Origin of the sequence: Seohaeicola sp. 4SK31 (genome assembly GCF_028802875.1) — a bacterium.
GTDB lineage: Bacteria > Pseudomonadota > Alphaproteobacteria > Rhodobacterales > Rhodobacteraceae > Seohaeicola.
On record NZ_JARAMP010000017.1, the window covers coordinates 23,698 to 46,906 of the forward strand.

Sequence of the window (23,209 nt, forward strand, 5' to 3'; positions counted from 1 at the left end):
CAAATTCGCCTGTTTTCGGGGCGCTTCAGACCCCCGGCGGGCGATCCGCCGGGTCCGATCCCAGAAGGCGGTGATGTTCCTGCAGCGCGAAACGGTCGGTCATGCCAGCGATGTAATCGGCCACGATCCGGGCCAGCGCCTGATGGTCCCGCGCCTCCTCCACATCCTTGCGCCACTGTTTGGGCAGAAGCTGCGGCTCTCGCATGAACAAGGGGAAAAGGTCATGGACCACTTGCGTGACGTATTTGCGCATCGTGACGACGGCGGGGGCGCGATACATGCGGTGGAAAAGGAAGGTGCGTATCACCTTGAGGTCGGCCCAGACAGCGGGCGAAAACTGCACCATCATGCGACCGGCAAGGCGGATATCCTGTGCGGTGGCGGGGTTGAGTGCGGTCAGGTTCGCGCGGCTGACGTCGATCACATCGGCGACAAGGATGCCGAAGAAGCGGCGCAGCGCCTCGTGTCGGCGGCGGTAGTAGTTGAGGCCGGGATAGAGGCGGTCGACTTCGGCGAAACAGCCATGAAGGATCGGCAGTTCCGCCAGTTCGTCGGTGGAAAAGAGTTCCGCCCGCAACCCGTCATGCAGGTCGTGGTTGTTATAGGCGATGTCATCGGCCAAGGCGGCCACCTGCGCCTCGGCGCTGGCATGGGTGTGCAGTTCCAGATCGTGGCGGGCGTTGTAATCGGCAAGCGCATAGGGGATTTGCCCCGTCACTGGGCCATTATGCTTTGCGATGCCCTCCAGCGTTTCCCATGTCAGGTTCAGACCGTCCCATTCGGCATAGTGCCGCTCCAGCGAGGTGACGATGCGGATCGCCTGCGCGTTGTGATCGAACCCGCCATAAGGGGCCATCAGGGCTTGCAGCGCATCCTCGCCCGTATGGCCGAAGGGGGGATGGCCAAGGTCATGGGCGAGGGCCACCGCCTCGGTCAGTTCGGCGTTCAGGCCAAGCGCGCCCGCCACGGTGCGCGCGACCTGCGCCACTTCAATGGAATGGGTCAGGCGCGTGCGGAAATAGTCGCCCTCGTGTTCGATGAACACCTGCGTCTTGTGTTTCAGCCGCCGGAAGGCGCTGGAATGGATGATCCGGTCACGGTCCCGTTGAAAAGGCGTGCGAAAGACGCTTTCTTCCTCGGGCACCAGCCGCCCGCGCGTCTGTGCCGGGTTTGACGCATAGGGTGCTGTCATCTGCCGTGTGGTCCTTGTCGCCTGTGCTTGCGCCCCATATATTCGGTTTCATGACGATGCGAAACCGTCGAGGAGCGCCCTGATGCAACTGCCCCCCAAAGTGACCCCCCGCGCCTTTGCCCGGCTGGCCGAGATCGGCGCCGCAGGGCAAGGTCAGGCCCTGCGCGTGGCGGTGGAAGGCGGCGGCTGTTCCGGCTTTCAATACGAGATCAAGCTGGATGCGCCTGCCGCCGACGATCTGGTGCTGGAAGGCGAAGGCGAGCGGGTGGTTGTCGATTCCGTCTCGTTGCCGTTTCTGGCCGGGGCGGTGATCGACTTTTCCGAAGAGTTGATCGGCGCGCGGTTCGTGATCGAGAACCCGAATGCCTCGTCCTCTTGCGGCTGCGGGATTTCTTTTTCCATGTGATCAAGGCGTTATAATGGTTAACGCACACTTTTCATGAAGGCAGGCGTGACCGATGACGGCCAGACCGGGCTTGCATGACGCGGCCTGCTGCGGGATAGGGATCGGATCACCCCCAGCCAAGGACATGCCGCCATGAAGATCGCCACATTCAACATCAACGGCATCAAGGCGCGGATCGACGCCTTGCCGCAATGGCTGGATGAAGAGCAGCCCGATGTGGTGGTCTTGCAGGAGATCAAATCCGTCGATGAGGCTTTCCCGCGCGAGATCATCGAGGATCGCGGCTACAATCTGGAAACCCACGGGCAGAAATCCTTCAACGGGGTGGCGATCCTGTCGAAACTGCCGCTGGAAGATGTGATGCGCGGCCTGCCGGGTGATGAGAGCGATGAACAGGCCCGCTATATCGAGGCAACGGTTGTGGGCAAGCAGGCGCTGCGGATCTGCGGGCTTTACCTGCCCAACGGGAATCCCACGCCGGGGCCGAAATACGATTACAAGCTGTCATGGATGAAACGCTTGCAGGCGCGGGCGGCAGATCTGCTGGCGCAGGAAATCCCCTTTCTGATGGCGGGGGATTACAACATCATCCCGCAGGACGAGGATGCGGCCAAGCCCGAGGCATGGCGCGATGATGCGCTGGCCCTGCCCGAGAGTCGGGCGGCCTTTCGCCGGATCGTCAATCTGGGCCTGACCGACGCGTTTCGCGCACGGGTGTCCGGTCCCGGCCATTATTCATTCTGGGATTATCAGGCGGGCGCGTGGGAGCGGAACAACGGGATCCGCATCGACCATCTGCTGCTGAGCCCCTCTTGCGCGGATATGCTGACGGGTGTGGGCATCGACAAGCAGGTGCGCGGGCGCGAGAAACCGTCAGACCATGTGCCGGTCTGGGTGACGCTTGAGAATTGAGGCAGGTCGCCTGATGTGAAAAGAGCGGTGCCGGGGCACCGCTCTTTTGCATGGCGGTCAGGCCGATGTCAGAACGCGCCCACCAGCGCGGTCGTCAAGGCGGTGCGGTTCGGGGACATGGCGCTGGAGGCCACGCTGTTCAGGGGCGCGGTTTTTGCGGCACCGAACGGCAGGGTGATCCCGAAACGGATGCTGTCCTCGTTATAGGTGTCGACGCCGTCATCCAGCCTTGCGCGGGCCAGTTCCAGCGACAGGGTCGCCGGGACATTGGCCACCGCCATCAGGTCATAGCCGACACCCAGACCAAAGGTCGTGACATCACCGGTGAACACATCGACCTCGGCGCGGGTCACGCCGGCAAAGCCGGTGAAACCATTGCCCAAGGCATAGTGTCCCCCCAGCCCGAGCGTGGTGAGATCAACATCGTCGGTCCCGTCCGAGAGGCGCGAGCGCAAGACATGGCCGCCGATGACGGCATCCGTGCCGATGTTGAACGACACGCGCGCGCCCAGATCGGTCCAGTCCACGCCCGTGCCCGCCAGAAGGTCGGTATCCGTTTCCCCGGCGAAGATCTCGAACGCCATGAGGTCGCTGTCATATCCCACCGACAGGCCGTAGGAGTCGGTTGAATCGCTGCCCAGCCCGTCGACATCGACTTCGGCAAATTCGAAATAAGCCCCGACGGCCCAGAAATTCGAGAACACAAATCCGCCGGTCAGGCCCAGCGTGCTGACGTTGATATCCTCGGTAATGCCGTCGACATCGGCCGTCGCGGTCGAGGCCGTGGCCCCAAAGGACAGGCCGTTGTCATAGGTCACGCCGAGCTTGCCATCCAGCGACAGCACGGAACTGTCCGCGAACCCGTCCGAGGCGCTGAAGCTGCCATAGCCAAGGGTGGCGGCGCCGGACATTTCCTGTGCGGCAACGCCAAGTGGAAGGGTGGCGACCAAGGCGCCCAGAAGGACAGGTGAATAGGGTTTCATGATGTATCTCCTCGATATGAAATGGCCTGAGGATCGGCGCTTGGCGTCTTTGCGCGACAAACATCTGCATCTGAAAAAAGATGTGTTCTTGTGACTTGGCTCAATCCTCGATTGCATGAAGCACATGAGATGGCGTTTCGTGCAAGATCGAAATGGCTGACCTAAGCTTCTGCATTGTTTGTGGAAATCTGACTTGCCTTGCAATTCAAGGGCCATGGCGATGGGATGGGCCGCGCGGGTCGCACAATTTCAGATAGTTTTTGCGCCGCGCCGTGGCAGGGCTGCCACAGTCAATGCGCTGTCACATCATGGGTATATAGCCAGTCGAACTGCCGCATCATCCGGTCAGGTGCCAGCGTGCCGCCGAGGCGCATCACGGCATGGGCGGCAAAGCGCAGCGGCGCGGGGCGGATGTGGTATTTCCAGGCATTGCCATTGGCGGCAGCGATGACGCGGCGGACGCGGGTTTCACGGCGGGCCTGATAGGCGGCAAGCCCTGCCCCGATACTGTCGCTGCGGGCCAGTTCATCGGCCAGAACCCAGGCATCTTCCAGCGCCATCGAGGCGCCCTGCGCCAGAAACGGCAAGGTGGGATGGGCGGCATCGCCCAGAAGCGCCAGATGATCGCGGTGCCAGACGCGCGCGACCGGGTGGCGGAACAGGCCCCAGAGACGGGCATCGGTGACGCGGGCCAGCATGTCGCGCACGGGGGGGCCGAAATCGGCGAAGGCCGCGCACAGGTTGGCCGGATCGTCGGTCTGGGTCCAGCCTTCGGCTGCCCATAGCTTGCGTTCCTGCACGGCGACGATGTTGAGGGCGGTCCCATCCCGCAGCGGATAGCTGACCACATGGCGGCCGGGGCCCATATGGACCCAGGCTTCGGGACCGCGCCCCTCGCAATTGGGCACGACCGCGCGCCAGGCGACCTGTCCGGTGAAGAAGGGGGCATCCGTCTGATTGAGCGCGGGGCGCAGCACGGAATGGAGGCCATCCGCGCCGACCACCAGATCGGCGCAGAGTGTGGTGCCATTGGCGATATGGACCACAGGCTGGGCGCCGCCATCGACCGAGGTGACTCTTTGCAGCAGGCGAATCCTGACACCGGCCTCGCGCGCGCCATCGGCCAGCAGGTCGATCAGATCGGCGCGGTGGACGAAGTGATAGGCATTGTCCGGCAGGCGGGTCAGGTCAAGCCGGACGACGGGCGCGCCGTGATGATCGTGCAGGCAGACCGCGCGGGCCTGCACCGAGGCTGCGACAAGCGCCTGTTCCAACCCGAGGGCGCGCAGCACGGCCATGCCGTTGGGGCTGATCTGAAGCCCTGCGCCGACCTCGGTGATCTCGGGCGCCTGTTCCAGCAGGGTCACATCCGCGCCGCGCAGGGCCAGCGCGCGGGCCACGGCCAGACCGCCAATCCCTGCCCCGATCACCACAGCCCGCAGGCCCAGAATGCTCATGCCGTCCCTTTCAGACGAAAACGCCGAAGCAAAGCTGCCTCGGCGTGTCCGTATCGTCGCACCGTTCCAACCGCTCAGTCGTCGCGGTGCACTTTTTCCCGCCGCTCGTGACGCTCCTGCGCCTCGAGGGTCATGGTGGCGATGGGCCGCGCGATCAGGCGCTTGAGGCTGATCGGTTCGCCCGTCTTCTCACAATACCCATACTCGCCATCCTCGATCCGGCGCAGGGCCGCGTCGATCTTGGCCACCAGCTTGCGCTGACGGTCACGGGTGCGCAATTCCAGTGCCCGGTCGGTCTCTTCCGAGGCGCGGTCGGCCACATCGGGAATGTTGCGTGTGCCGTCCTGAAGACCCTCGATCGTGTCGCGGCTGTCTTCAAGGATCTCGGACTTCCATTTGAGCAGGGCGTTCCGGAAATACTCCAGGTGGCGCTCGTTCATGAATGGTTCGTCTTCGGCTGGCGTATACTCTGTAGAATGAAAGGATTCGGCTTTCATGTCTGCTCCCTCATAAAGGCCCGCATCTGTCATCAAGTGGTCCCCGGACATCTGGTGCCTCCCCTGGCGGTGCAAATAGCCCAGCCACCGGCGATTGTCACTACCCCTTTGTGGCCACATTGCAGGGATCAGGGCTTCACGCTAGGGTGCCGCAACATTTACGTTCATCAGGTTGGAGAGACGATGAAATTTCAGGGAACCGAGGCCTATGTGGCGACAGAAGACCTGACCGTCGCGGTCAATGCCGCCGTCACGCTGGAGCGTCCGCTGCTGGTCAAGGGCGAGCCGGGCACGGGCAAGACCGAGCTGGCCCGGCAGGTCGCGGCGGCGCTGGGGCTGCGGATGATCGAATGGAATATCAAGTCCACCACCCGCGCCCAGCAGGGTCTGTATGAGTATGACGCCGTCAGCCGGTTGCGCGACAGCCAGCTGGGCGATGCGCGCGTGAATGACGTGAAGAATTATATCCGCAAGGGCAAGCTGTGGGAGGCGTTCGACGCCGACGAGCGTGTGGTTCTGCTGATCGACGAGGTGGACAAGGCCGATATCGAGTTCCCCAACGATCTGTTGCAGGAACTGGACCGGATGGAGTTCTTTGTCTACGAGACCGGCGAGACCATCCGCGCGCGGCGGCGGCCCATCGTCATCATCACGTCCAACAACGAGAAAGAGCTGCCCGATGCCTTCCTGCGGCGCTGCTTCTTTCACTATATCCGTTTCCCGGATGAAGAGACGATGCGCCGGATCGTCGAAGTGCATCACCCCGGTATCAAGGAAAAGCTGCTGACGACTGCGCTCACGCAGTTCTATGAGGTGCGCGAGACGCCGGGGCTGAAGAAGAAGCCCTCGACTTCGGAGGTTCTGGACTGGCTGAAACTGCTGCTGGCCGAGGATCTGTCGCCCGAGGATCTGAAGCGCGACGGGGCGAACGCCTTGCCCAAGCTGCACGGGGCGCTGCTGAAGAACGAGCAGGATGTGCATCTGTTCGAGCGTCTGGCCTTCATGGCGCGGGGCCAGCGCGGATGACGGCTTGGCGCGCCCCTGATGCGCGGGGGCGTGCCGCGGCGGTCCTTGGGTGGGCATGTCGACAGATGCCACGAAGATGTCTCAAACTGTCCTTAGCCGGGACAGGATGCTCGGGAAATGTCGCCCCGATCATTCCAGAGAAGGGCCGAACATGACCAGAGTTTACCTGCCCCGGATATCTTGGGGTCGCCTGCCCATGCCTGATGCGGGGACATTTTCGCCTGCGCACCCGGATTGCAACCGACTGAGGGTTGGGGTGCCGCACTGATGACAACCTTGTTCCCGCGTATTTTGTTGCCGTTTTGCTTTCTGTTGGGAGCCTGCATGCCGGGCACGACCTCTGACATGCCCAGCCGCGCCGCGGCCGCGTTTGACAGCGATCTGCCCCCGATGAGGGTTTTCGCCGCGCCGCAACCGACACAGTTTCCGATCGCCAATGCCGATCTGCAACGTGATTTCGTCGACCTGTCCTTCATGCTGGAATCAGGGCGCACCCTGCCCGTCTTTACCCGCTTTGAAGGCCCGATCACCGTCCGCGTGACGGGGAACCCGCCGCCCACGCTGGCCTCGGACCTGAACCGCCTGCTGTTCCGTCTGCGCAACGAGGCGGGCATCGACATTACCCAGACCGCAGCCCCCACGGCCAATGTCACGATCGAAGCGGTGAGTCGCGCCGAGATCCGCAGTCATCTGCCGCAGGCGGCGTGTTTTGTGGTGCCCAATATCAGCCGTCTGTCCGAATTCCGTCTGGCCCGGCGCAGCCCGCGCACGGACTGGGCCCGGCTGACCGTGCGCGAGCGGATGGCGGTGTTCGTGCCCAATGATGCCTCGCCCCAAGAGGTGCGCGACTGTCTGCACGAGGAGATGGCGCAGGCGCTGGGGCCGCTCAACGATCTTTACCGGCTGCCGCAATCGGTGTTCAACGACGACAATGTCCATGCCGTGCTGACCGGCTATGACATGATGATCCTGCGCGCGACCTATGCGCCCGACCTGCGCTCGGGCATGTCGCGGGCGCAGGTGGAAAGCCGGTTGCCGGCGATCCTGGCCCGGATCAACCCCGCCGGACAGGGCCTTGGCCCCCGCTATGACGGGCAGACACCGCGTGAATGGATCGCGGCGATGCAGACCGCCCTTGGTGTCGGTGCGCCCCCCGGTGCCCGCCGCACCGCCGCGACACGGACGCTGGAGATTGCCCGCACGCTGGGTTGGCAGGATCACAGGCTGGGCTTTGCGCATTACATCCTTGGACGGTTGGTCCTTCCGGTCGATCCGGCCGAGGCTGTGGCCCATTTCCAGACCGCCGACCGGATCTTTGCGCAGCGCCCCGAATATGCGTTGCACCGCGCAATGGTGGCCTCGCAACTGGCGGCCTATATGGTGGCGCAGGGACGCGGTCCGGAGGCTGTGGACATGATCGGTCTGCACCTGCCCGTCGTCATCAGCCACGAGAACGCGGCCCTTGTCGCCACGCTGAACATGCTGCGCGCCGAGGCGCTGGAACTGGCCGGACGCGGCGTCGAGGCGCAGGCCGTGCGTCTGGACAGTCTGGGCTGGGCGCGTTACGGGTTCGGGGCGGACGGGGCCATTCGTGCCAAACTGCGCGAGATCAGCGCCCTTAATCCGCTGAACAGGAGAAACGGGCGGATATGATCGTATTGGGCGCGGCGCTGTTGGGCGCCATCATCGGTGGCATGACAGCGGCACGGCGCAAGGGGGCCAAACTGGACATCGCGCAATATGCGGCGGGCTATGCCATCGCATTCGCGCTGATCGGCCTGTTTGCCACCCTCTTCATCCATCGCGCCGCGCTGTAGATCCGATGTTCCTGCCCTTCTTCGACAATCTCAGGAAAGGCGGCGTCCCGGTCAGTCTGCGCGAGTATCTGTCCTTTCTTGAAGGCATGTCGGCAGGTCTGGTGACCTATGACGTGGAGGGCTTCTATTACCTTGCCCGCACCGCCATGGTGAAGGACGAGCGCAATCTGGACAAGTTCGACCGCGCCTTTGCCACCACGTTCAAGGGGTTGGAGGAGATCCGGCTGGAGGATGTGCTCAAGGCCGTGAACATCCCCGCCGACTGGCTGGAAAAGCTGGCCGAAAAGCACCTGACCGCCGCCGAGATGGAAGAGATCAAGGCTCTGGGCGGGTTCGACAAGCTGATGGAGACGCTGAAACAGCGGCTTGAGGAGCAGAAGGGCCGCCATCAGGGGGGCAACAAGTGGATCGGCACGGCGGGCACATCGCCCTTCGGGGCGCATGGCTATAACCCCGAAGGCGTGCGGATCGGGCAGGACAAGTCCCGCCACCAGCGCGCGGTCAAGGTCTGGGACAAGCGCGATTTCAAGAACCTCGACGACACGGTGGAACTGGGCACGCGCAACATCAAGGTGGCGCTGAAGCGGCTGCGCCGCTGGGCGCGCGACGGGGCGGCGGAAGAACTTGATCTGGACGGCACGATCCGCTCCACCGCCGAACAGGGCTATCTGGACGTCAAGACCCGGCCTGAACGGCGCAACGCGGTGAAGGTGCTGTTGTTTCTGGATGCGGGCGGCTCGATGGACCCGCATGTGAAGGTGGTCGAGGAATTGTTCTCTGCCGCGCGGACCGAGTTCAAGCATCTGGAATATTACTACTTCCACAACTGCCTTTATGAGGGCGTCTGGCGCGACAATCGGCGCCGCTGGGATCAGCAGACCCCCACATGGGAGGTGCTGCGGACCTATGGGCATGATTACAAATGCATCTTCGTGGGCGATGCCAGCATGTCCCCCTATGAGATCGCCTATCCGGGCGGGGCGAACGAGCATTGGAACGCCGAGGCTGGGCAGGTCTGGTTGCAGCGCGCGCGCGACCAATGGCCAAGCCATGTCTGGATCAATCCGGTGCCGGAAAAATACTGGTCCTATACCCAGTCGATCAAGATGATCCGTGAGATTTTCGAAGATCGCATGGTCCCCATGACCCTGTCGGGGATCGAACGGGCCATGAAAGAAATGGCGCGCTGAACCGCCGACCGGCGGATGACCGCCCGTGCCCCCCTGATGATTTTTTTGTGAAGAGGCGGAAGGTTTCCGCCCCGGTCTGCGTTCTATAGGCACAAGTCACCGCTTTTGACATTCCACAGACAGGAGATTTCACCATGTCCAAGGATGACACGCCCGACCCGACGCGCCGCCGTCTGCTGACCCGTCTGGGTCTGGCCGCCGGTGTGGCCTATGTCGCGCCGACCATGCTGCATCTGACCCCGGCCAAGGCCTCGGGGGCGAGCCGTGGTTCAGGCTATTCACGCCCCAGCCGATCGCGCCCGTCGCGCTATTCCCGCCCCTCCTATGGGCGGCGCGACCGTTACCGGGATGATCGGCGCTATTACGAGCGCGGTGGCTATGACGGCCCTTACCGTGACAGGCTCACCCGTGAGGAACGCGCCGTGCAATACCTGCTGGAAACGCTGACCACACGCTAGGGCGTGGCGGGCTTGCGCAGGGTCGGCAGAGGGGCCAGACCGTTCTGACCTTGTCCAGTCAGGCCCTGCCCCATGTCAGACGCACCCGTCACACATATCGACCCCGTGGCCTTCCGCGCCGATCCCTATCCCATGCTGGCGCGGATGCGGGCCGAGGCCCCTGTCACCTATGTGCCCGAACTGGGGGCCACGCTTTTCACCCGGCGCGATGACATCTTCGTGCAGGAAAAACGGACCGAGGTGTACTCGAGTCACCAGCCCGAGGGGTTGATGACCCGGCTGATGGGCGAAAATCTCATGCGCAAGGATGGCGCGGCGCATCAGGCCGAGCGGCGCGCGCTGTTTCCGGCACTCAGCCCGCGCACGGTAAAGGATCACTGGCTGGCGCAGTTTCAGGCCGCAGCCGCCAGTATCCTGACCGATCTGGCGCCGCGCGGACGCTGCGATCTGGTGCGCGACTATGCGATGCCGGTGTCGGCCGAAGCGTTGAAGGCGATCACGGGCCTTGCCACCATGCCCGCGCCCGAAATGGACCGCGTGAGCCAGGGCATGATCGACGGCTGCGCCAATTACGCAGGAGATCCGGCAATCGAGGCGCGCTGCCACGATTGCACCGCATCCATCGACGCGCATATCGACGCCATGCTGCCGGTCGTGACGGCGACCCCCGACCAGTCGGCCCTGTCGGTGATGCATCGCGCGGGCCTGCCGATGGAGAGTATCCGCGCCAATATCAAGCTGATCATCTCGGGCGGGCAGAACGAGCCGCGCGATGCCATCGCAGGCACGATCTGGGCGCTCTTGACCCATCCCGACCAGTTGGCGCTGATCCAGGCGGGCCGCGCCACATGGGCGCAGGCTTTTGACGAATATGCCCGCTGGATATCCCCCATCGGCATGTCGCCGCGCCGCGTGGCGCGGGTGGATACCGCCTGCGAAGTCACGTTCCAGCCTGAGGACCGGGTGTTCTTCATGTTCTCCTCGGCCGGGCGGGACGAGGCGCATTTCACCGCCCCCGACCGCTTCGACATTGCCCGCGATACCGGCCCCGCCATCAGTTTCGGCGCGGGGCCGCATTTCTGCGCGGGGGCCGCCGCCGCGCGCGCCCTGATCGCGGATGTGGCCCTGCCCATGGCCTTTGCCCATCTGCCGGGACTGATGCTGGACGGCCCTGCCCCCTTTGCGGGCTGGGCCTTTCGCGGGCCGCTGTCCGTCCCCGTCCGCTGGACCGCGTGAGCCTGCCCCTTCATCTTGCCAAAAATACTCATCCTTGCGCCGCTCTGCCACACGAGCAGCCCTTGCCGCAGGGCAGCGCACGCGCCATATCTGAGACATGTTGAAATTCACCCCGATCCTGCTGGCCATCCTTTATGCTGTCGCCATGTACCGTTTCTCGGCCTGGCGCACGGCCAAGGAGTTGGACACCCGCTCGACCGTGCTGGCCGATCCTGTGCTGAAGAAGGTGACGGACCGTCTGGCCGCCGCCCTCGATCTGCCGAAGATCAAGGTGCATATCTACGAGATCGACCCGGTGAATGGTCTGGCCGCGCCCGATGGGCGGATTTTCATCACGCGCGGGTTCTACAACAAGTTCCGTCAGGGCGAGGTGTCGGCTGAAGAGATGGCCAGCGTGATCGCCCATGAGCTGGGCCATGTGGCGCTGGGGCATGCGCGGCGGCGGATGATCGACTTTTCCGGCCAGAACGCGCTGCGCACGGCGCTGGCCATGGTGCTGTCGCGCTTTCTGCCGGGTGTGGGGCTGTGGATCGCGAATATGCTGACCACGATGCTGGCGGCGAAACTGTCGCGCAGCGATGAGTATGAGGCGGATGAATATGCCTCGGCCCTGCTGGTCAAGGCGGGGATCGGCACGGCCCCGCAAAAATCGCTTTTTGGTAAGCTGGAGGCGCTGACCAATGCGCGCGGCGGGGCGATGCCGGCATGGCTCTTGAGCCATCCCAAGACGCCCGACCGGATCGCCGCGATTGAAAAGAACGAAGCGCGCTGGAATGTGCCGCAGGTTTGAAGGCGGTCTGGCCCTTGTGAACCGTGGCCGCTAGGCGGCGGCCAAAGCCTTGCCCAGCTTCGGCAAATGTGCCTTTTTCATAAGTCGTCTGATGTCCCAATCCTGACCGGACAACCGTTCCGCCTCGCGCCGCACGGCCTCGGCCGCATCGGCGACGGCCTGCGGGTGATCGGCGTAAAGGGACATCAGGAACTGGTCGGGGTCCAGCCGGGCCAGCCCCTCTTCCTCGAGGATCTGGCGGGGGAAATCCTGCGCGTTCAGGGTCACGATCAGATCGGCATGGCCCGCGATGGCGGCGGCCAGCACATGGGTATCGGCCGGATCGGGCAGCCAGAGCCGCGCTTCCAGCGAGGGGGGCCATACCACCTCGGCCCCCGGCCAGCGCGACCGGATCAGCGCCACCTCGCCGCGCGCCTGTGCCTCGGCCCCTGCCCCCAGTTTGATCGTGGCGCGCGCCCATTCTTCAAGAATGCGCGCGGACCAGAGCGGCTGATACAGCCCCGCCGCCGCCACGCCCAAAAGCACCTCGCGCATCACCGTGGGGTAAAGAACGCAGGTGTCCAGCAGCACCTTCATAGGCGGAAGAACAGCGCCTTCAGATAGCCGCTTTCGGCCAGTTGCGGCAGAAGCGGGTGATCCGGTCCGGCAAAGCCCGTGTGGATCTGCTGCCCCTGCCGTCCCGCGCGACCGATGCCCCGCAGGCAGGCGCCGTGAAAGCGTTCCAGATCGGCGGCATGCGAGCAGGAGCAAAGCACGAGAAACCCGCCCTCGGCCACCAATGACGCGCCCAGACGCGCCACGCGCTCATAGGCGCGCAGGCCGGTTTCCAGCGCCTGTTTCGACGGCGCGAAGGCGGGCGGATCGCAGACGACCATGTCGAAGGTGGCCCCTTCCGCCGCAAGGGCCGTCATCACGTCGAAGGCATCGCCCTTGCGCGTGTCAAACCGTGCCGCCACGCCCGACGCCGCGGCGCCCTCGCGGGCGAGCGTCAGCGCGGGGTCGGAGCCGTCCACGGCCAGCGCGTGATCCGCCCCTGCGGCAAGCGCGGCCAGTGCAAAGCCACCCACATGGGAGAATACATCCAGAACCTTGCCGCCCTTGGCCAGTTGCGCGGCAAAGGCGTGGTTGGGCCGCTGGTCGAAGAACAGCCCCGTTTTCTGCCCGCCGGTCAGGTCGGCCATATAGGTGGCCCCGTTCATCGGCACCTGCACCGGGGCATCGGGCGCTTGGCCCAGAACCACGCCGCTGGCATCGTCCAGACCTTCGAGTGTCCGCGCACGGCCCGAGGCGCTTTTGATGACAGTCGTCACACCCGTCACCGCGACCAGAGCCGCGACCAGATCATCCAGCATCACATCGGCCCATGCCGCATTGGGCTGGATCACTGCGGTGTCGCCGAAACGGTCGATCACCACGCCGGGCAGTCCGTCCGCCTCGGCATGGACCAGACGGTAGAAGGGTTGGTCATAGAGCCGCGCCCGCAGGGCCAGCGCGCGGGTCAGCCGCGCCTCAAGCCAGGCCCGGTCCACCACAGCGGCGGGGTCACGGTCCATCACGCGGGCGATGATGCGGGAATTGGCGTTCACCGTCACCAGTGCAAGGGGGGTGCGCTCGGCATCCTCCAGCACGGCAAGGCTGCCGGGGGCAAGCCCGCGCGAGCGCCGGTCGGTGACCAGTTCATTGTCATAAACCCACGGAAAACCGTGGCGGATGGCGCGCGGCTGGGCTTTGGGGCGCAGGCGCACAACGGGATAAGAGGGCGATGTCATGCCGCCCTCTTATCCCTGTTTCACAGTGCTGGAAAGGTCAGATCTTGTCGTCCGTTTCCAGACCGGCCACCAGTTGCGTGATGCCGCGATTGCCGCCCATGCTGCCGGGGCGTTCCAGTTCGGCCCGCAGGACATTGGCCAGATGCCGCGTCACGCGCACCTTCTGCGTCAGCCCCTGGCGCTCGGCCTGCATGGCGCGGTCGCCGCCGTATTCCTTGAGATCGGCGCGGATCTCGCGGGTGGGGGCCAGGGCCTCGCCCGTCTTGGGATCGCGCAGGGTGAGGTTGAAGCGGATGGAGTGAACCCCGCCCACCGAATAGCGGGTCTTTTCAGTCAGCGAGTGAAAGCGGACCAGTTCGATCTCGACCACGGCGGGCACCGCGCCGCTATGGCCGGTGCGGGCCTGCGTCATGCTGTCGGCCAGGATCGCCTCAAGCTGGGCGTGGCGGTCCCCGAAGGCATCGCCGCGCCAGACGATATCGCCGGACGGGTAGTAGCTGTTGGCCTCGGAAACCTTCAGGCTGCGCGGCACCACGATACGGGTGTCGACAACCGCGATGGCAGCAAGGGAGATGGCGGCCGAAGCCCCCCGCGCGGTATCGACCGAAACGGCGTTGCGCGTGGCCAGATCATAGGTGCTGCAGGCGGACAGACCCAGCGCCAGAATCAGGGCAGTAACAATACGGTAACGTGACATCCTCGACCTCCAAGCGGTTTTTCCGCGTGTCATGGAGTGGATTTTTGCCGCCGGATTGTGGTCTATTCAGGGCAAATTTTCTTCCAATGCGCGGCATTTCGGGGAAATCTCAAGCATAATTCGCCACTTTCAGCCCTGTTTCCATCGCAGGATGCAGCCACGAAATCGACATGTTGAAAAAGTTGCATCCCGCTTGCATCACCACGGCATCGGCTTGCGGTGTTACCGCTAACAGCCTATATCCGGGGGAACCCACGACCGACTGAGGGGAGGACATCCGATGCCAGTACATGATCAGGTGGCCCGCGTGACCGATCGCATCGTGGCGCGCAGCCGTGACAGCCGCGACCGTTACATGGCGTTGATGCGCCGCGCTGCGGCCGAGGGGCCGCGCCGTGGGCATCTGAGCTGTTCGAACCAGGCCCATGCCTATGCGGCGATGGGACAGGATCAATCGACCATGGCCACGACCCCTGCCCCCAATATCGGGATCGTGACCGCCTATAACGACATGCTGTCGGCGCATCAGCCCTTCGAGCGGTTCCCCGACCTGATCCGGCAGGCTGCCCGGCGTGTCGGCGCCACGGCGCAGGTGGCCGGCGGCGTGCCCGCCATGTGCGACGGGGTCACGCAGGGCCAGACCGGGATGGAACTGTCGCTGTTTTCGCGCGACGTGATCGCATTGGCGGCGGGCGTGGCGCTGTCGCACAACACGTTTGATAGCGCGCTCTATCTGGGTGTCTGCGACAAGATCGTGCCGGGCCTGGTGATCGCCGCCGCCACGTTCGGCTATATTCCGGGTGTGTTCCTGCCGGCGGGACCGATGGTTTCGGGCCTGCCCAATGACGAGAAGGCCAAGGTGCGCCAGCAATTCGCGGCCGGACAGGTGGACCGCGCGGCGCTGATGAAGGCCGAGATGGCGTCCTATCATGGCCCCGGCACCTGCACCTTCTATGGCACGGCCAATACCAACCAGATGCTGATGGAGTTCATGGGGCTGCATCTGCCCGGCACGTCCTTCGTGAATCCCGGCACGCCGCTGCGCGATGCGCTGACAACTGCGGGCACGGAACGCGCCGCCGCGATCACGGCGCTGGGGAATCACTATACGCCGGTCTGCGACGTGCTGGACGAGCGCGCCTTCGTGAACGGGATCGTGGGGCTGATGGCGACGGGCGGGTCGACCAATCTGGTGCTGCACCTGCCAGCCATGGCCCGCGCCGCCGGGGTGATCCTGACCTTGCAGGATTTTCACGACCTGTCGCAGGTGACCCCGCTTCTGGCCAAGGTCTATCCCAACGGGTTGGCCGATGTGAACCATTTCCACGCGGCCGGTGGGCTGGGTTATACGATCGGGCAACTGCTGGAGGCGGGGCTGCTGCATCCCGACACGTTGACCGTCGCGGGCAAGGGGCTGGAGCGCTATACGACCGAGCCGAAACTGACCGGGGCGGGCCTTGCCTGGCAACCCGGCAGCCGGGAGAGCCAGAACACCCGCATCCTGCGCCCGGTCAGCGATCCCTTCGATGCCACAGGCGGATTGCGCCAGTTGGACGGGAATCTGGGCACGGGCGTGATCAAGACCTCGTCCGTCTCTCCTGACCGCCATGTGATCGAGGCCCCCGCCCGCGTGTTCGAGACGCAGGAGGCGGTGAAAGCGGCGTTCAAGGCCGGGGAGTTCACCTCGGACACCGTGGTGGTGGTGCGCTTTCAGGGGCCGCAGGCCAATGGGATGCCGGAACTGCATGCGCTGACGCCTGTTCTCGCCGTGCTGCAGGATCGCGGGCTGAAGGTCGCGCTGGTCACCGATGGGCGCATGTCCGGTGCTTCGGGCAAGGTGCCTGCCGCGATCCATATCAGCCCCGAAGCCGCCGCCGGTGGCGCGCTGGCGCGTCTGCGGGACGGCGACATCATCCGGCTGGATGCCACCACGGGCGAGATCGCCGCGCTGGTGCCCGATCTGGAGACCCGCGCCCCTGCCACCCCGGATCTGAGCGGCAATGGCACCGGCGTCGGGCGCGAGCTTTTCGCCATGTTCCGGGCCAATGTGGGCCCGGCGGCGACTGGCGCGGCGGTGGTTGTCTGACATGCCGCCCCGGCTTCTTCTTGCTGCAAATATCCATGCGCCATCCGCCCCGGGCGGCGCGGCCCGAAAGGACGGACCATGACCCCGCATCACGCCTCGGACGCCACCTTGACGCTGTGCCGGATGGCCCCGGTGATCCCTGTTCTGGTGATCCGCGACCCCGCCCATGCCGCCCCGCTGGCCCGGGCACTGGTGGCGGGCGGCCTGCCGGTTCTGGAGGTGACGCTGCGCACGCCCGCAGCCCTTGAGGTGATCACCGAAATGGCCCGAATCCCCGGTGCGATGGTGGGCGCGGGCACGGTGCTGTCGCCCGCCGATGTCCGCGCCGTGATCGCCGCAGGGGCCGGGTTTGCCGTGTCGCCGGGGGCGACGGACCGGCTGCTGGCAGCCTGCGAGGAGGGCGGGCTGCCGATCCTGCCCGGTGCCGCCACCGCGACCGAGGCGATGGCGCTGCTGGAACGGGGCTATACCTCGCAGAAGTTCTTTCCTGCAGAGGTCGCAGGGGGTGCGGCGGCGCTGCGCGCCCTGTCATCGCCCTTGCCGCAGATCACCTTCTGCCCGACCGGCGGGATCGGCCCGGCCAATGCCGCCGATTACCTGTCGCTGCCGAATGTCGCCTGTGTGGGCGGCAGCTGGGTCGCGCCCTCCGACATGATCGCGGCGGGCGACTGGGAGGGGATCGAAGGGCTGGCCCGCGCCGCATCCGCCCTACCCCGGTCTGCGTGACGCCGCGACCCGATCGTTCAGATCTTTGCCCGGATGCGCCGGTCAGTCGCGCGGACGCGACCGCCAGCCGCCGCGCCGCCCGGTGCGGGTCATGGCCTGCAAGCCTTCGCACATCACCTGCGTCATCGGATGATCCGGCGCATCCGTGGCATAGCGGTCCACCAGCACCGCCAGCACGGCGCGGCTGTCGGCCCCGTCCGGCAGGCTGAGCGCCCAATCCAGAAAGATCGTGCGGCATTCGCCCGCCGTGATCCCCTCGATCCGGTAGGCTTCCGAGATCAGACCCTTGGGGTCTTCGGGCGTGCCCTTTTTCATAGGGCCTCCCCTGACCCGGTGCCAAGGGCGGCATGGATCGCGGCATCGGCCCCGGCCGCCACCTCGACCAGCGCGGCCTCAAGACCTTCCAGCGTTTCGAACCCAGTTTCGCGCAGCAGCATCCGGCATCCTCCCTCGCCGATCCCCGCGGGATCAAGCGGCTTGTCGCTCAACAGCTTGGAGACAAGCTGCAAGTGCCAGAACAGCAGATAGGCCTCGGTCAGCGCTGCGCCAGTGGCGTCATCCAGCCAGCCGCAGGCGACAGCGGCCCGCAATCCGGCACGCGCCTGCCTGTCGGTGGACCCCGCCATGAGGCTGCCCGCCTGACCGATCAGTTCCACATCCTGCAGCCGGCCCGGCCCCAGCTTGGCGTCCCACGGACCTTCGGCCGATTTCGCCGCCGCGATCCGGGCGCGCATGGCGGCGACATCCTCGATAATCTTGTCGCGGGGATGGCCGCGTGCCAGCACGGCTTGCCGGACCGCCTCGACATCCTCGGCCAGCGCGGCCTCGCCCGCCACGGCGCGCGCGCGGGTCAGGGCGAGGTGTTCCCAGATCCAGGCTTCGTTCATCTGGTAGTCGCGGAAACTGGTCAGGCTGGTCGCCACCGGCCCCTGCGTGCCCGAGGGGCGCAGGCGCATGTCGACCTCATAGAGCTTGCCTTCGGCCATGGGTGCCGTCAGCGCCGTGACCATCGCCTGTGTAAGGCGGGCGAAATAGGGCCGGGCCGCGAGCGGGCGGCGGCCATCCGAATTTTCGACCCCGTCCGCATCATAGATCACGATCAGGTCCAGATCCGAGGTCGCGTTGAGCCGCCCTGCCCCCAGCGAGCCCATGCCCAGCACCATGGCGCCGCGCCCCGGCGGGGTGCCGTGTTTGGCCGCGAATTGCGCCACCACCACGGGCCAGAGCGCGCGCAGGACCGCCTCGGCCAGATCGGCATATTGGGGGCCTGCGGCCTCGGCGTCGATCAGGCCGCGCAGGTGATGCACACCGATGCGGAAATGCCATTCCTTGGCCCAGCGGCGCGCGGCATCCAGCTTGCGCTCGTAATCGGCCTCGCCCTCGAGCCGGGCCGACAACTCGTCCCGCAGCGCCTCCATCCCCGGCCATGGCGCGAAGAAGCCGCCGCCGATCACCGCATCGAACACACCCGAATTGCGCGACAGATGCTGCGCCAGCGCGGGCGAACTGCCCACGATATCCACCAGCAGGTCGATCAGTTGCGGGTTGACGTCGAACAGCGAGAAAAGCTGCACCCCCGCAGGCAGGCCCGACAGGAAACCGTCGAAGGCCAGAAGCGCCTCGTCAGGTTTGGCGGCGCGGGCGAGGCGGGACAGGATCTCGGGGCGCAGGCGCTGAAAGATCTCGACCGCGCGGGCCGAACGCAGCGCGGGATAGCTGCGCCAGCGGCTGGTCACTTCAGTATCCAGCGTGTCGGCCACCTCGGCAGAGACCTGCGGCGAGGGGGTGATGCCGCTGCCGGCGAAGAAGCCTTCGGTCAGGTCATGCACTTCACTGATGCGGGATTTCAGATCGGCTTCGAGAGCGGTCTGTTCCATGCCCATGAAGGCGGCCAGCCGGGCAAACCCCTCGTCGCTGCGCGGCAGGCTGTGGGTCTGGGCATCGTTGATCATCTGCAGGCGATGCTCGACCTCGCGATGGGCGCGGTAATGGCCCGTCAGGGTATGGGCCACGTCATCGGGAATCCAGCCCTTGCGCGCCAGAACGGCCAGACCCTCGACCGTGCCGCGCACCCGCAAGTCTGGGTCGCGGCCACCGGCGATGATCTGGCGGGTCTGGGTGAAGAACTCGATCTCGCGGATGCCGCCGCGTCCCAGTTTCATGTTGTGATCGGTCAGCACCACCGGCCCGCCCAGCCCCTTGTGCGCGCGGATGCGCAGGCGCATGTCATGGGCGTCCTGAATGGCCGCAAAATCCAGATGCTTGCGCCAGACGAAGGGGCGCAGGGTTTTCAGGAACCGCTCGCCCGCTGCCAGATCACCCGCCGAGGGGCGCGCCTTTATATAGGCGGCGCGTTCCCATGTGCGGCCAAGGCTTTCGTAATAGCGTTCTGCCGCTTCCATCGCCATGCAGACCGGGGTGACGGCCGGATCGGGGCGCAGGCGCAGGTCGGTGCGAAAGACATAGCCCTGCGCGGTATTGTCGTTCAGCAGCGCCGCCATCTTGCGCGTGGCCCGGATCAGCGAGGCGCGCGCCTCGTGATAATCGTCGGGGGTGAAGCGCGTCTCGTCGAACAGGCAGATCAGGTCGATATCCGAAGAGTAGTTCAGCTCATAGGCGCCCATCTTGCCCATGGCCAGCGCCACCAGCCCGCCGCCGGTTTCGGCATCATCCTCGGTGGCCCCCGGCAGTTTGCCGCGTTTGATCTCGGCGCCGATCGCGGCGCGCAGGGCAAGCTGGCAGGCCAGATCGGCAAAACGGGTGAGCGCGCCTGTCACCTCTTCCAGGGACCACGCGCCCGACAGATCGGCCAGCGCGGTCAGCAGAGCCACGCGGCGCTTGCCCTGACGCAGCGCATCGGCCAGCGCATCGGGCGCGGTCTGGGACAGATCGTGGTGCAGCGCGGTCAGCGCGCCCTCGGGATCGTCCAGCGCGGGCATGATCCACGCCGCTTCCCGCTCGATCAGGGTTTTCAAATAGGGGCTGCATCCCCCCGTCCCTTCGATCAGACGGGCGATATCGCCCTGCGCATCGGGCACGGCGGCGCGGGCCTCGGCCCCCCGGTCAGGGTCGTATGGATGTGGCAGGCGGGTCAGGCGGTGTGCAATGGACATGGGCGCAGCTTGATATCAGCGCCGCGACAGGGTCAAGTGGCTGGTCAATCGCACAAGGCTTTGCAATTGTGCCGCAAAACGCGACCCCAAGCGGAGGACCCGAGGATGAGCAAGAGCATGGCCCGCGTGCGCCGCGCATTGGAGGCAGCAGGGCTTCCCGCCGATATCCATGCATTGGGTGAGGCGCGCACCGCCGCTCAGGCCGCCGCCGTGGCGGGCTGCGCCATCGACCAGATCGCCAAGTCCATCATCTTTGCCGGGCAGGACAGTGGCCGCGCGGTGCTGTTCCTGACCGCAGGGGGCAATCAGGTCGATACGGCCCGTGCCAGCGCCGTGGCCGGAGAACCGCTGGGCAAGGCGGATGCCGATCTGATCCGGGCGCAGACCGGATTCGCCATCGGGGGCGTGGCCCCTGTGGGGCATCTGAACCCGATCCACGCCTTTCTGGATCCGCGCCTGATGGAATTTGACGTGATCTGGGCCGCCGCAGGCACGCCGCATCATATCTTTCCCATCGCGCCCGCCGATCTGCACCGCTTGACGGGGGCGCAACTGGCTGATTTCACGGCGTGATTCATTTAATGTAAATTTCTTTTACATAGCCCCTTGCAAGCGGGCCTCGCCATTCCGATCTTGGTGATGTGAAGACGATTTACATCAACCCTGCAACGGAGTGTCCGATGAATACGACAATGCCTTATGCCGCCCCTTCTGCGCAGCCGATGGGCTGGCTGTCCCGTGCCGAGGCCTGGCTTGATCACAAGGGCAAAGGTGCCTGGATCGCCGTCATGGTCCTGGGTTTCATCTTTGTCTGGCCGGTTGGCCTTGCCATTCTGGCCTATATGATCTGGAGTAAGCGCATGTTCAGCAAATCCTGCCGCAACCGTTCGATGGCCCGTCAGGGGTTCTCGGTGATGCAATCCTCGGGCAATTCGGCCTTTGACAGCTACAAGGCCGAAACCCTGCGCCGTCTGGAGGAGGAGCAGCACAGCTTCGAAGCCTTCCTGCAACGTCTGCGCGAGGCCAAGGACAAGGCCGAGTTCGACGATTTCATGGCGGACCGCGCCCGCAAGGCCAGCGCCCCCGGCGCGGATGACACAAGCGACCGCGACCAGGCCTGAGCGCCACATGACAGCCGGATGCCGCAGCATGAACCTGCGGCATCCATGACCCATTCCCAGTACGAGAGACAGATGAGCCCTTTCATATCCCACCTGCCCGACCCGGAGATGCAAGCCGAATTCTATGCCGATGTGCCGATGAAGCGGCTGGTGGCCTGGCTTGCCGATACCGTGCTGATCGCGCTGATCAGCCTGCTGATCGTGCCCTTCACCGCCTTTACGGGGCTGTTCTTCTTTCCGCTGCTGATGCTGGCTGTGGGCTTTGCCTATCGGGTGATCACCATCACCAACCGGTCCGCCACTTGGGGGATGCGCCTGATGGCGATCGAGTTCCGCGCCGCGAATGGCGAAAGGTTCGGTCTGGGACTGGCGGTCGCGCATACGCTGGGTCTGTCGATCTCGTTCGCGATGCCGCTGTTGCAGGTGGTGTCGATCATTCTGATGCTGACCACGGCGCGCAAACAGGGCCTGACCGATCATCTGCTGGGCACGGTCGCGCTGAACCGGGCTGCGGCCTTCTGATCCGCGGCCACGCCCTGATCCCGGGGGCTGTTCATGGCGCGCCTGGCCCTGCATCGCGCGCCACATTAACGCGGTATTTATTCAACTCTTGGCGGATGGAGACTTCGTTGCTATCGTCCGCTCAGAACCGCCTCAAGGGACATCATGCGCCACACCCTGCCCATTGCGCCGCAATTCTATGTGACGGCCCCGCAGCCATGCCCCTATCTTGACGGGCGCATGGAGCGCAAGCTGTTCACGGCCTTGCAGGGAGAGGGCGCGGAACGGCTGAATGACAGCCTGTCCAAGCAGGGATTCCGCCGCTCGCAGAACGTGCTGTATCGCCCGTCCTGTTCGGATTGCGCGGCCTGCCTTTCGGCGCGGATCCGCGTGGCGGATTTCACCCCGTCGCGCAGCCAGAAGCGCACGATCCGCCGCAATGCAAGGCTGGACCGCCGCGCGACCAGCCCCTGGGCGACCGAGGACCAGTATGACCTGTTCCGCCGCTATCTGGACAGCCGCCACGCCGATGGCGGCATGGCCGATATGGATGTGTTCGAATTCGCCGCGATGATCGAGGAGACGCCGATCCGCACCCGCGTGATCGAATATCATGACACGCAAAGCCGCGACCTGACCGCCGTCTGCCTGACCGACGTTCTGGATGACGGGGTCAGCATGGTCTATTCCTTCTATCAGCCGGACCGCCCCGGCGACAGTCTGGGCACCTATATCATCCTTGATCATATCCGCATCGCGCAAGAGGCCGGTCTGCCTTACGTCTATCTGGGTTATTGGGTGCCGGGCTCGCCCAAGATGGGCTACAAGGCCAAGTTTTCTGGGCTGGAACTTTATGTCGGCGGCAAGTGGCAGAAGATGCGCGATCCGGCCGATTACACCGCCGAGATGCACCCGCTGTCCACCGATCCGATTGCCGAACAGGTGGCCAATATCTCGCTGCCCGGATCGGTGCCCGCGCGGTCCTGACGGCCCGGCCCTTGTGCGGGCCCGCCCCTCTTTCCTGACCCAAAGTCAACCGCCCTGCCCGGTCGCATCCGCCCCGGATGTCCGTCTTTGGCCGGATTTCGCCGGTCATAATTGCTTTCCTGACGTTTCAAGCCCCCGAAACGTAATAAAGATACAAAAATAATCGCGCCCGCGACATTAAATTCACCGAAATGGCGGTTGACGCTGCCGTGCAGCACTCATAATGTCCTGCCACGCAAGAAGGA

Annotated in this window: 24 protein-coding genes; 15 read left to right on the forward strand and 9 right to left on the reverse strand. The window is 65.0% G+C overall.

Annotated features, from left to right (window positions below; genetic code table 11):
• Window positions 1–25: 25 nt before the first annotated feature.
• A complete protein-coding gene (locus PVW27_RS14605; RefSeq protein ID WP_274558905.1) occupies window positions 26–1,192 on the reverse strand; it encodes a deoxyguanosinetriphosphate triphosphohydrolase in 1,167 nt (388 codons plus the stop codon).
• Between the two features lie 82 nt (window positions 1,193–1,274).
• Between PVW27_RS14605 and PVW27_RS14610 the strand changes: the two genes are divergently transcribed.
• Together PVW27_RS14610 and xth are read left to right on the forward strand one after the other, a co-directional pair.
• Window positions 1,275–1,598 carry a HesB/IscA family protein gene (locus tag PVW27_RS14610; protein ID WP_274558906.1) on the forward strand — a complete coding sequence of 108 codons (324 nt, stop codon included), beginning with the start codon at window positions 1,275–1,277 and terminating at the stop codon, window positions 1,596–1,598.
• A 132-nt stretch (window positions 1,599–1,730) separates the two neighbouring features.
• Window positions 1,731–2,510 carry an exodeoxyribonuclease III gene (gene xth, locus PVW27_RS14615; protein ID WP_274558907.1) on the forward strand — a complete coding sequence of 260 codons (780 nt, stop codon included), beginning with the start codon at window positions 1,731–1,733 and terminating at the stop codon, window positions 2,508–2,510.
• A gap of 68 nt (window positions 2,511–2,578) precedes the next feature.
• Here xth and PVW27_RS14620 read toward each other — a convergent pair whose 3' ends face one another.
• From PVW27_RS14620 to dksA, 3 genes are all read right to left on the reverse strand, one after another.
• Window positions 2,579–3,493, reverse strand: a complete 915-nt coding sequence (locus PVW27_RS14620; RefSeq protein ID WP_274558909.1) for a hypothetical protein — start codon at window positions 3,491–3,493, stop codon at window positions 2,579–2,581.
• Window positions 3,494–3,783: 290 nt separating this feature from the next.
• Complete coding sequence (locus tag PVW27_RS14625; RefSeq protein WP_274558911.1) at window positions 3,784–4,950, reverse strand: FAD-dependent oxidoreductase; 1,167 nt, start codon at window positions 4,948–4,950, stop codon at window positions 3,784–3,786.
• 74 nt (window positions 4,951–5,024) lie between these two features.
• Window positions 5,025–5,447 carry an RNA polymerase-binding protein DksA gene (gene dksA / locus PVW27_RS14630; protein ID WP_274558913.1) on the reverse strand — a complete coding sequence of 141 codons (423 nt, stop codon included), beginning with the start codon at window positions 5,445–5,447 and terminating at the stop codon, window positions 5,025–5,027.
• Window positions 5,448–5,630: 183 nt separating this feature from the next.
• Between dksA and PVW27_RS14635 the strand changes: the two genes are divergently transcribed.
• From PVW27_RS14635 to PVW27_RS14665, 7 genes are all read left to right on the forward strand, one after another.
• Complete coding sequence (locus PVW27_RS14635; protein ID WP_274558915.1) at window positions 5,631–6,473, forward strand: AAA family ATPase; 843 nt, start codon at window positions 5,631–5,633, stop codon at window positions 6,471–6,473.
• A 324-nt stretch (window positions 6,474–6,797) separates the two neighbouring features.
• Window positions 6,798–8,126: a DUF2927 domain-containing protein gene (locus PVW27_RS14640; RefSeq protein WP_274558917.1), complete on the forward strand. Its 1,329-nt coding sequence runs from the start codon at window positions 6,798–6,800 to the stop codon at window positions 8,124–8,126.
• Window positions 8,123–8,290: an apolipoprotein acyltransferase gene (locus tag PVW27_RS14645; protein WP_274558918.1), complete on the forward strand. Its 168-nt coding sequence runs from the start codon at window positions 8,123–8,125 to the stop codon at window positions 8,288–8,290. Before PVW27_RS14640 ends, PVW27_RS14645 begins: the two co-directional genes overlap by 4 nt.
• Window positions 8,291–8,295: 5 nt before the next feature.
• Complete coding sequence (locus PVW27_RS14650) at window positions 8,296–9,480, forward strand: vWA domain-containing protein (protein ID WP_274558920.1); 1,185 nt, start codon at window positions 8,296–8,298, stop codon at window positions 9,478–9,480.
• A gap of 134 nt (window positions 9,481–9,614) precedes the next feature.
• On the forward strand, window positions 9,615–9,938 hold the full coding sequence (locus tag PVW27_RS14655; protein WP_274558922.1) for a hypothetical protein: 324 nt from the start codon (window positions 9,615–9,617) through the stop codon (window positions 9,936–9,938).
• A gap of 72 nt (window positions 9,939–10,010) precedes the next feature.
• Entirely contained in the window at window positions 10,011–11,174 is a 1,164-nt protein-coding gene (locus tag PVW27_RS14660; protein WP_274558923.1) for a cytochrome P450, read from the forward strand.
• Between the two features lie 97 nt (window positions 11,175–11,271).
• Complete coding sequence (locus tag PVW27_RS14665) at window positions 11,272–11,964, forward strand: M48 family metallopeptidase (RefSeq protein ID WP_274558924.1); 693 nt, start codon at window positions 11,272–11,274, stop codon at window positions 11,962–11,964.
• A gap of 30 nt (window positions 11,965–11,994) precedes the next feature.
• Here the strand turns inward: PVW27_RS14665 and PVW27_RS14670 are convergent, their stop codons facing one another.
• Genes PVW27_RS14670 through PVW27_RS14680 form a run of 3 tightly spaced genes read right to left on the reverse strand, consistent with a single transcriptional unit; the run spans window position 11,995 to window position 14,430 of the window.
• Window positions 11,995–12,540, reverse strand: coding sequence for an RSP_2648 family PIN domain-containing protein (locus PVW27_RS14670; RefSeq protein ID WP_274558925.1), 546 nt, complete (start codon window positions 12,538–12,540; stop codon window positions 11,995–11,997).
• A complete protein-coding gene (locus tag PVW27_RS14675; RefSeq protein ID WP_274558926.1) occupies window positions 12,537–13,733 on the reverse strand; it encodes an RSP_2647 family RNA methyltransferase in 1,197 nt (398 codons plus the stop codon). The genes PVW27_RS14670 and PVW27_RS14675 overlap by 4 nt, the downstream gene beginning before the upstream one ends.
• 37 nt (window positions 13,734–13,770) lie before the next feature.
• The gene (locus PVW27_RS14680) at window positions 13,771–14,430 is read right to left on the reverse strand and encodes a DUF6778 family protein (RefSeq protein WP_274558927.1); all 660 of its coding nucleotides are present in this window, start codon (window positions 14,428–14,430) and stop codon (window positions 13,771–13,773) included.
• Window positions 14,431–14,710: 280 nt separating this feature from the next.
• On the opposite strand from PVW27_RS14680, the gene edd reads away from it, so the two are divergent.
• Together edd and eda are read left to right on the forward strand one after the other, a co-directional pair.
• Window positions 14,711–16,516 carry a phosphogluconate dehydratase gene (gene edd, locus PVW27_RS14685; RefSeq protein WP_274558929.1) on the forward strand — a complete coding sequence of 602 codons (1,806 nt, stop codon included), beginning with the start codon at window positions 14,711–14,713 and terminating at the stop codon, window positions 16,514–16,516.
• 78 nt (window positions 16,517–16,594) lie between these two features.
• Entirely contained in the window at window positions 16,595–17,242 is a 648-nt protein-coding gene (eda, locus tag PVW27_RS14690) for a bifunctional 4-hydroxy-2-oxoglutarate aldolase/2-dehydro-3-deoxy-phosphogluconate aldolase (RefSeq protein ID WP_274558931.1), read from the forward strand.
• A gap of 42 nt (window positions 17,243–17,284) precedes the next feature.
• Here eda and PVW27_RS14695 read toward each other — a convergent pair whose 3' ends face one another.
• Both PVW27_RS14695 and PVW27_RS14700 read right to left on the reverse strand, forming a co-directional pair.
• The gene (locus PVW27_RS14695; RefSeq protein ID WP_274558933.1) at window positions 17,285–17,557 is read right to left on the reverse strand and encodes a hypothetical protein; all 273 of its coding nucleotides are present in this window, start codon (window positions 17,555–17,557) and stop codon (window positions 17,285–17,287) included.
• Window positions 17,554–20,355 carry a bifunctional [glutamine synthetase] adenylyltransferase/[glutamine synthetase]-adenylyl-L-tyrosine phosphorylase gene (locus PVW27_RS14700; RefSeq protein ID WP_274558935.1) on the reverse strand — a complete coding sequence of 934 codons (2,802 nt, stop codon included), beginning with the start codon at window positions 20,353–20,355 and terminating at the stop codon, window positions 17,554–17,556. Before PVW27_RS14700 ends, PVW27_RS14695 begins: the two co-directional genes overlap by 4 nt.
• Window positions 20,356–20,460: 105 nt before the next feature.
• Between PVW27_RS14700 and PVW27_RS14705 the strand changes: the two genes are divergently transcribed.
• The 4 genes from PVW27_RS14705 (at window position 20,461) to PVW27_RS14720 (ending at window position 22,964) form a co-directional block, all read left to right on the forward strand.
• Complete coding sequence (locus tag PVW27_RS14705) at window positions 20,461–20,928, forward strand: YbaK/EbsC family protein (RefSeq protein ID WP_274558937.1); 468 nt, start codon at window positions 20,461–20,463, stop codon at window positions 20,926–20,928.
• Between the two features lie 107 nt (window positions 20,929–21,035).
• Window positions 21,036–21,476 carry a DUF2852 domain-containing protein gene (locus PVW27_RS14710; protein WP_274558939.1) on the forward strand — a complete coding sequence of 147 codons (441 nt, stop codon included), beginning with the start codon at window positions 21,036–21,038 and terminating at the stop codon, window positions 21,474–21,476.
• 72 nt (window positions 21,477–21,548) lie between these two features.
• Window positions 21,549–21,998 carry an RDD family protein gene (locus PVW27_RS14715; protein WP_274558941.1) on the forward strand — a complete coding sequence of 150 codons (450 nt, stop codon included), beginning with the start codon at window positions 21,549–21,551 and terminating at the stop codon, window positions 21,996–21,998.
• 144 nt (window positions 21,999–22,142) lie between these two features.
• Window positions 22,143–22,964, forward strand: coding sequence for an arginyltransferase (locus tag PVW27_RS14720; RefSeq protein WP_274558943.1), 822 nt, complete (start codon window positions 22,143–22,145; stop codon window positions 22,962–22,964).
• The last annotated feature ends 245 nt before the right edge of the window (window positions 22,965–23,209 follow it).

Bases quoted from the DNA above. Each gene is read 5' to 3' on its own strand.
- xth (WP_274558907.1), top strand. From the start codon at position 1,731: ATGAAGATCGCCACATTCAACATCAACGGCATCAAGGCGCGGATCGAC.
- eda (WP_274558931.1), top strand. From the start codon at position 16,595: ATGACCCCGCATCACGCCTCGGACGCCACCTTGACGCTGTGCCGGATG.
- PVW27_RS14625 (WP_274558911.1), bottom strand. From the start codon at position 4,950: ATGAGCATTCTGGGCCTGCGGGCTGTGGTGATCGGGGCAGGGATTGGC.
- PVW27_RS14645 (WP_274558918.1), top strand. From the start codon at position 8,123: ATGATCGTATTGGGCGCGGCGCTGTTGGGCGCCATCATCGGTGGCATG.
- PVW27_RS14675 (WP_274558926.1), bottom strand. From the start codon at position 13,733: ATGACATCGCCCTCTTATCCCGTTGTGCGCCTGCGCCCCAAAGCCCAG.
- PVW27_RS14635 (WP_274558915.1), top strand. From the start codon at position 5,631: ATGAAATTTCAGGGAACCGAGGCCTATGTGGCGACAGAAGACCTGACC.
- PVW27_RS14670 (WP_274558925.1), bottom strand. From the start codon at position 12,540: ATGAAGGTGCTGCTGGACACCTGCGTTCTTTACCCCACGGTGATGCGC.
- PVW27_RS14710 (WP_274558939.1), top strand. From the start codon at position 21,036: ATGAATACGACAATGCCTTATGCCGCCCCTTCTGCGCAGCCGATGGGC.
- PVW27_RS14650 (WP_274558920.1), top strand. From the start codon at position 8,296: ATGTTCCTGCCCTTCTTCGACAATCTCAGGAAAGGCGGCGTCCCGGTC.
- PVW27_RS14715 (WP_274558941.1), top strand. From the start codon at position 21,549: ATGAGCCCTTTCATATCCCACCTGCCCGACCCGGAGATGCAAGCCGAA.
- PVW27_RS14705 (WP_274558937.1), top strand. From the start codon at position 20,461: ATGAGCAAGAGCATGGCCCGCGTGCGCCGCGCATTGGAGGCAGCAGGG.
- PVW27_RS14680 (WP_274558927.1), bottom strand. From the start codon at position 14,430: ATGTCACGTTACCGTATTGTTACTGCCCTGATTCTGGCGCTGGGTCTG.
- PVW27_RS14720 (WP_274558943.1), top strand. From the start codon at position 22,143: ATGCGCCACACCCTGCCCATTGCGCCGCAATTCTATGTGACGGCCCCG.
- PVW27_RS14640 (WP_274558917.1), top strand. From the start codon at position 6,798: ATGCCGGGCACGACCTCTGACATGCCCAGCCGCGCCGCGGCCGCGTTT.
- edd (WP_274558929.1), top strand. From the start codon at position 14,711: ATGCCAGTACATGATCAGGTGGCCCGCGTGACCGATCGCATCGTGGCG.
- PVW27_RS14655 (WP_274558922.1), top strand. From the start codon at position 9,615: ATGTCCAAGGATGACACGCCCGACCCGACGCGCCGCCGTCTGCTGACC.
- PVW27_RS14700 (WP_274558935.1), bottom strand. From the start codon at position 20,355: ATGTCCATTGCACACCGCCTGACCCGCCTGCCACATCCATACGACCCT.
- PVW27_RS14660 (WP_274558923.1), top strand. From the start codon at position 10,011: ATGTCAGACGCACCCGTCACACATATCGACCCCGTGGCCTTCCGCGCC.
- PVW27_RS14665 (WP_274558924.1), top strand. From the start codon at position 11,272: ATGTTGAAATTCACCCCGATCCTGCTGGCCATCCTTTATGCTGTCGCC.
- dksA (WP_274558913.1), bottom strand. From the start codon at position 5,447: ATGAAAGCCGAATCCTTTCATTCTACAGAGTATACGCCAGCCGAAGAC.
- PVW27_RS14610 (WP_274558906.1), top strand. From the start codon at position 1,275: ATGCAACTGCCCCCCAAAGTGACCCCCCGCGCCTTTGCCCGGCTGGCC.
- PVW27_RS14605 (WP_274558905.1), bottom strand. From the start codon at position 1,192: ATGACAGCACCCTATGCGTCAAACCCGGCACAGACGCGCGGGCGGCTG.
- PVW27_RS14695 (WP_274558933.1), bottom strand. From the start codon at position 17,557: ATGAAAAAGGGCACGCCCGAAGACCCCAAGGGTCTGATCTCGGAAGCC.
- PVW27_RS14620 (WP_274558909.1), bottom strand. From the start codon at position 3,493: ATGAAACCCTATTCACCTGTCCTTCTGGGCGCCTTGGTCGCCACCCTT.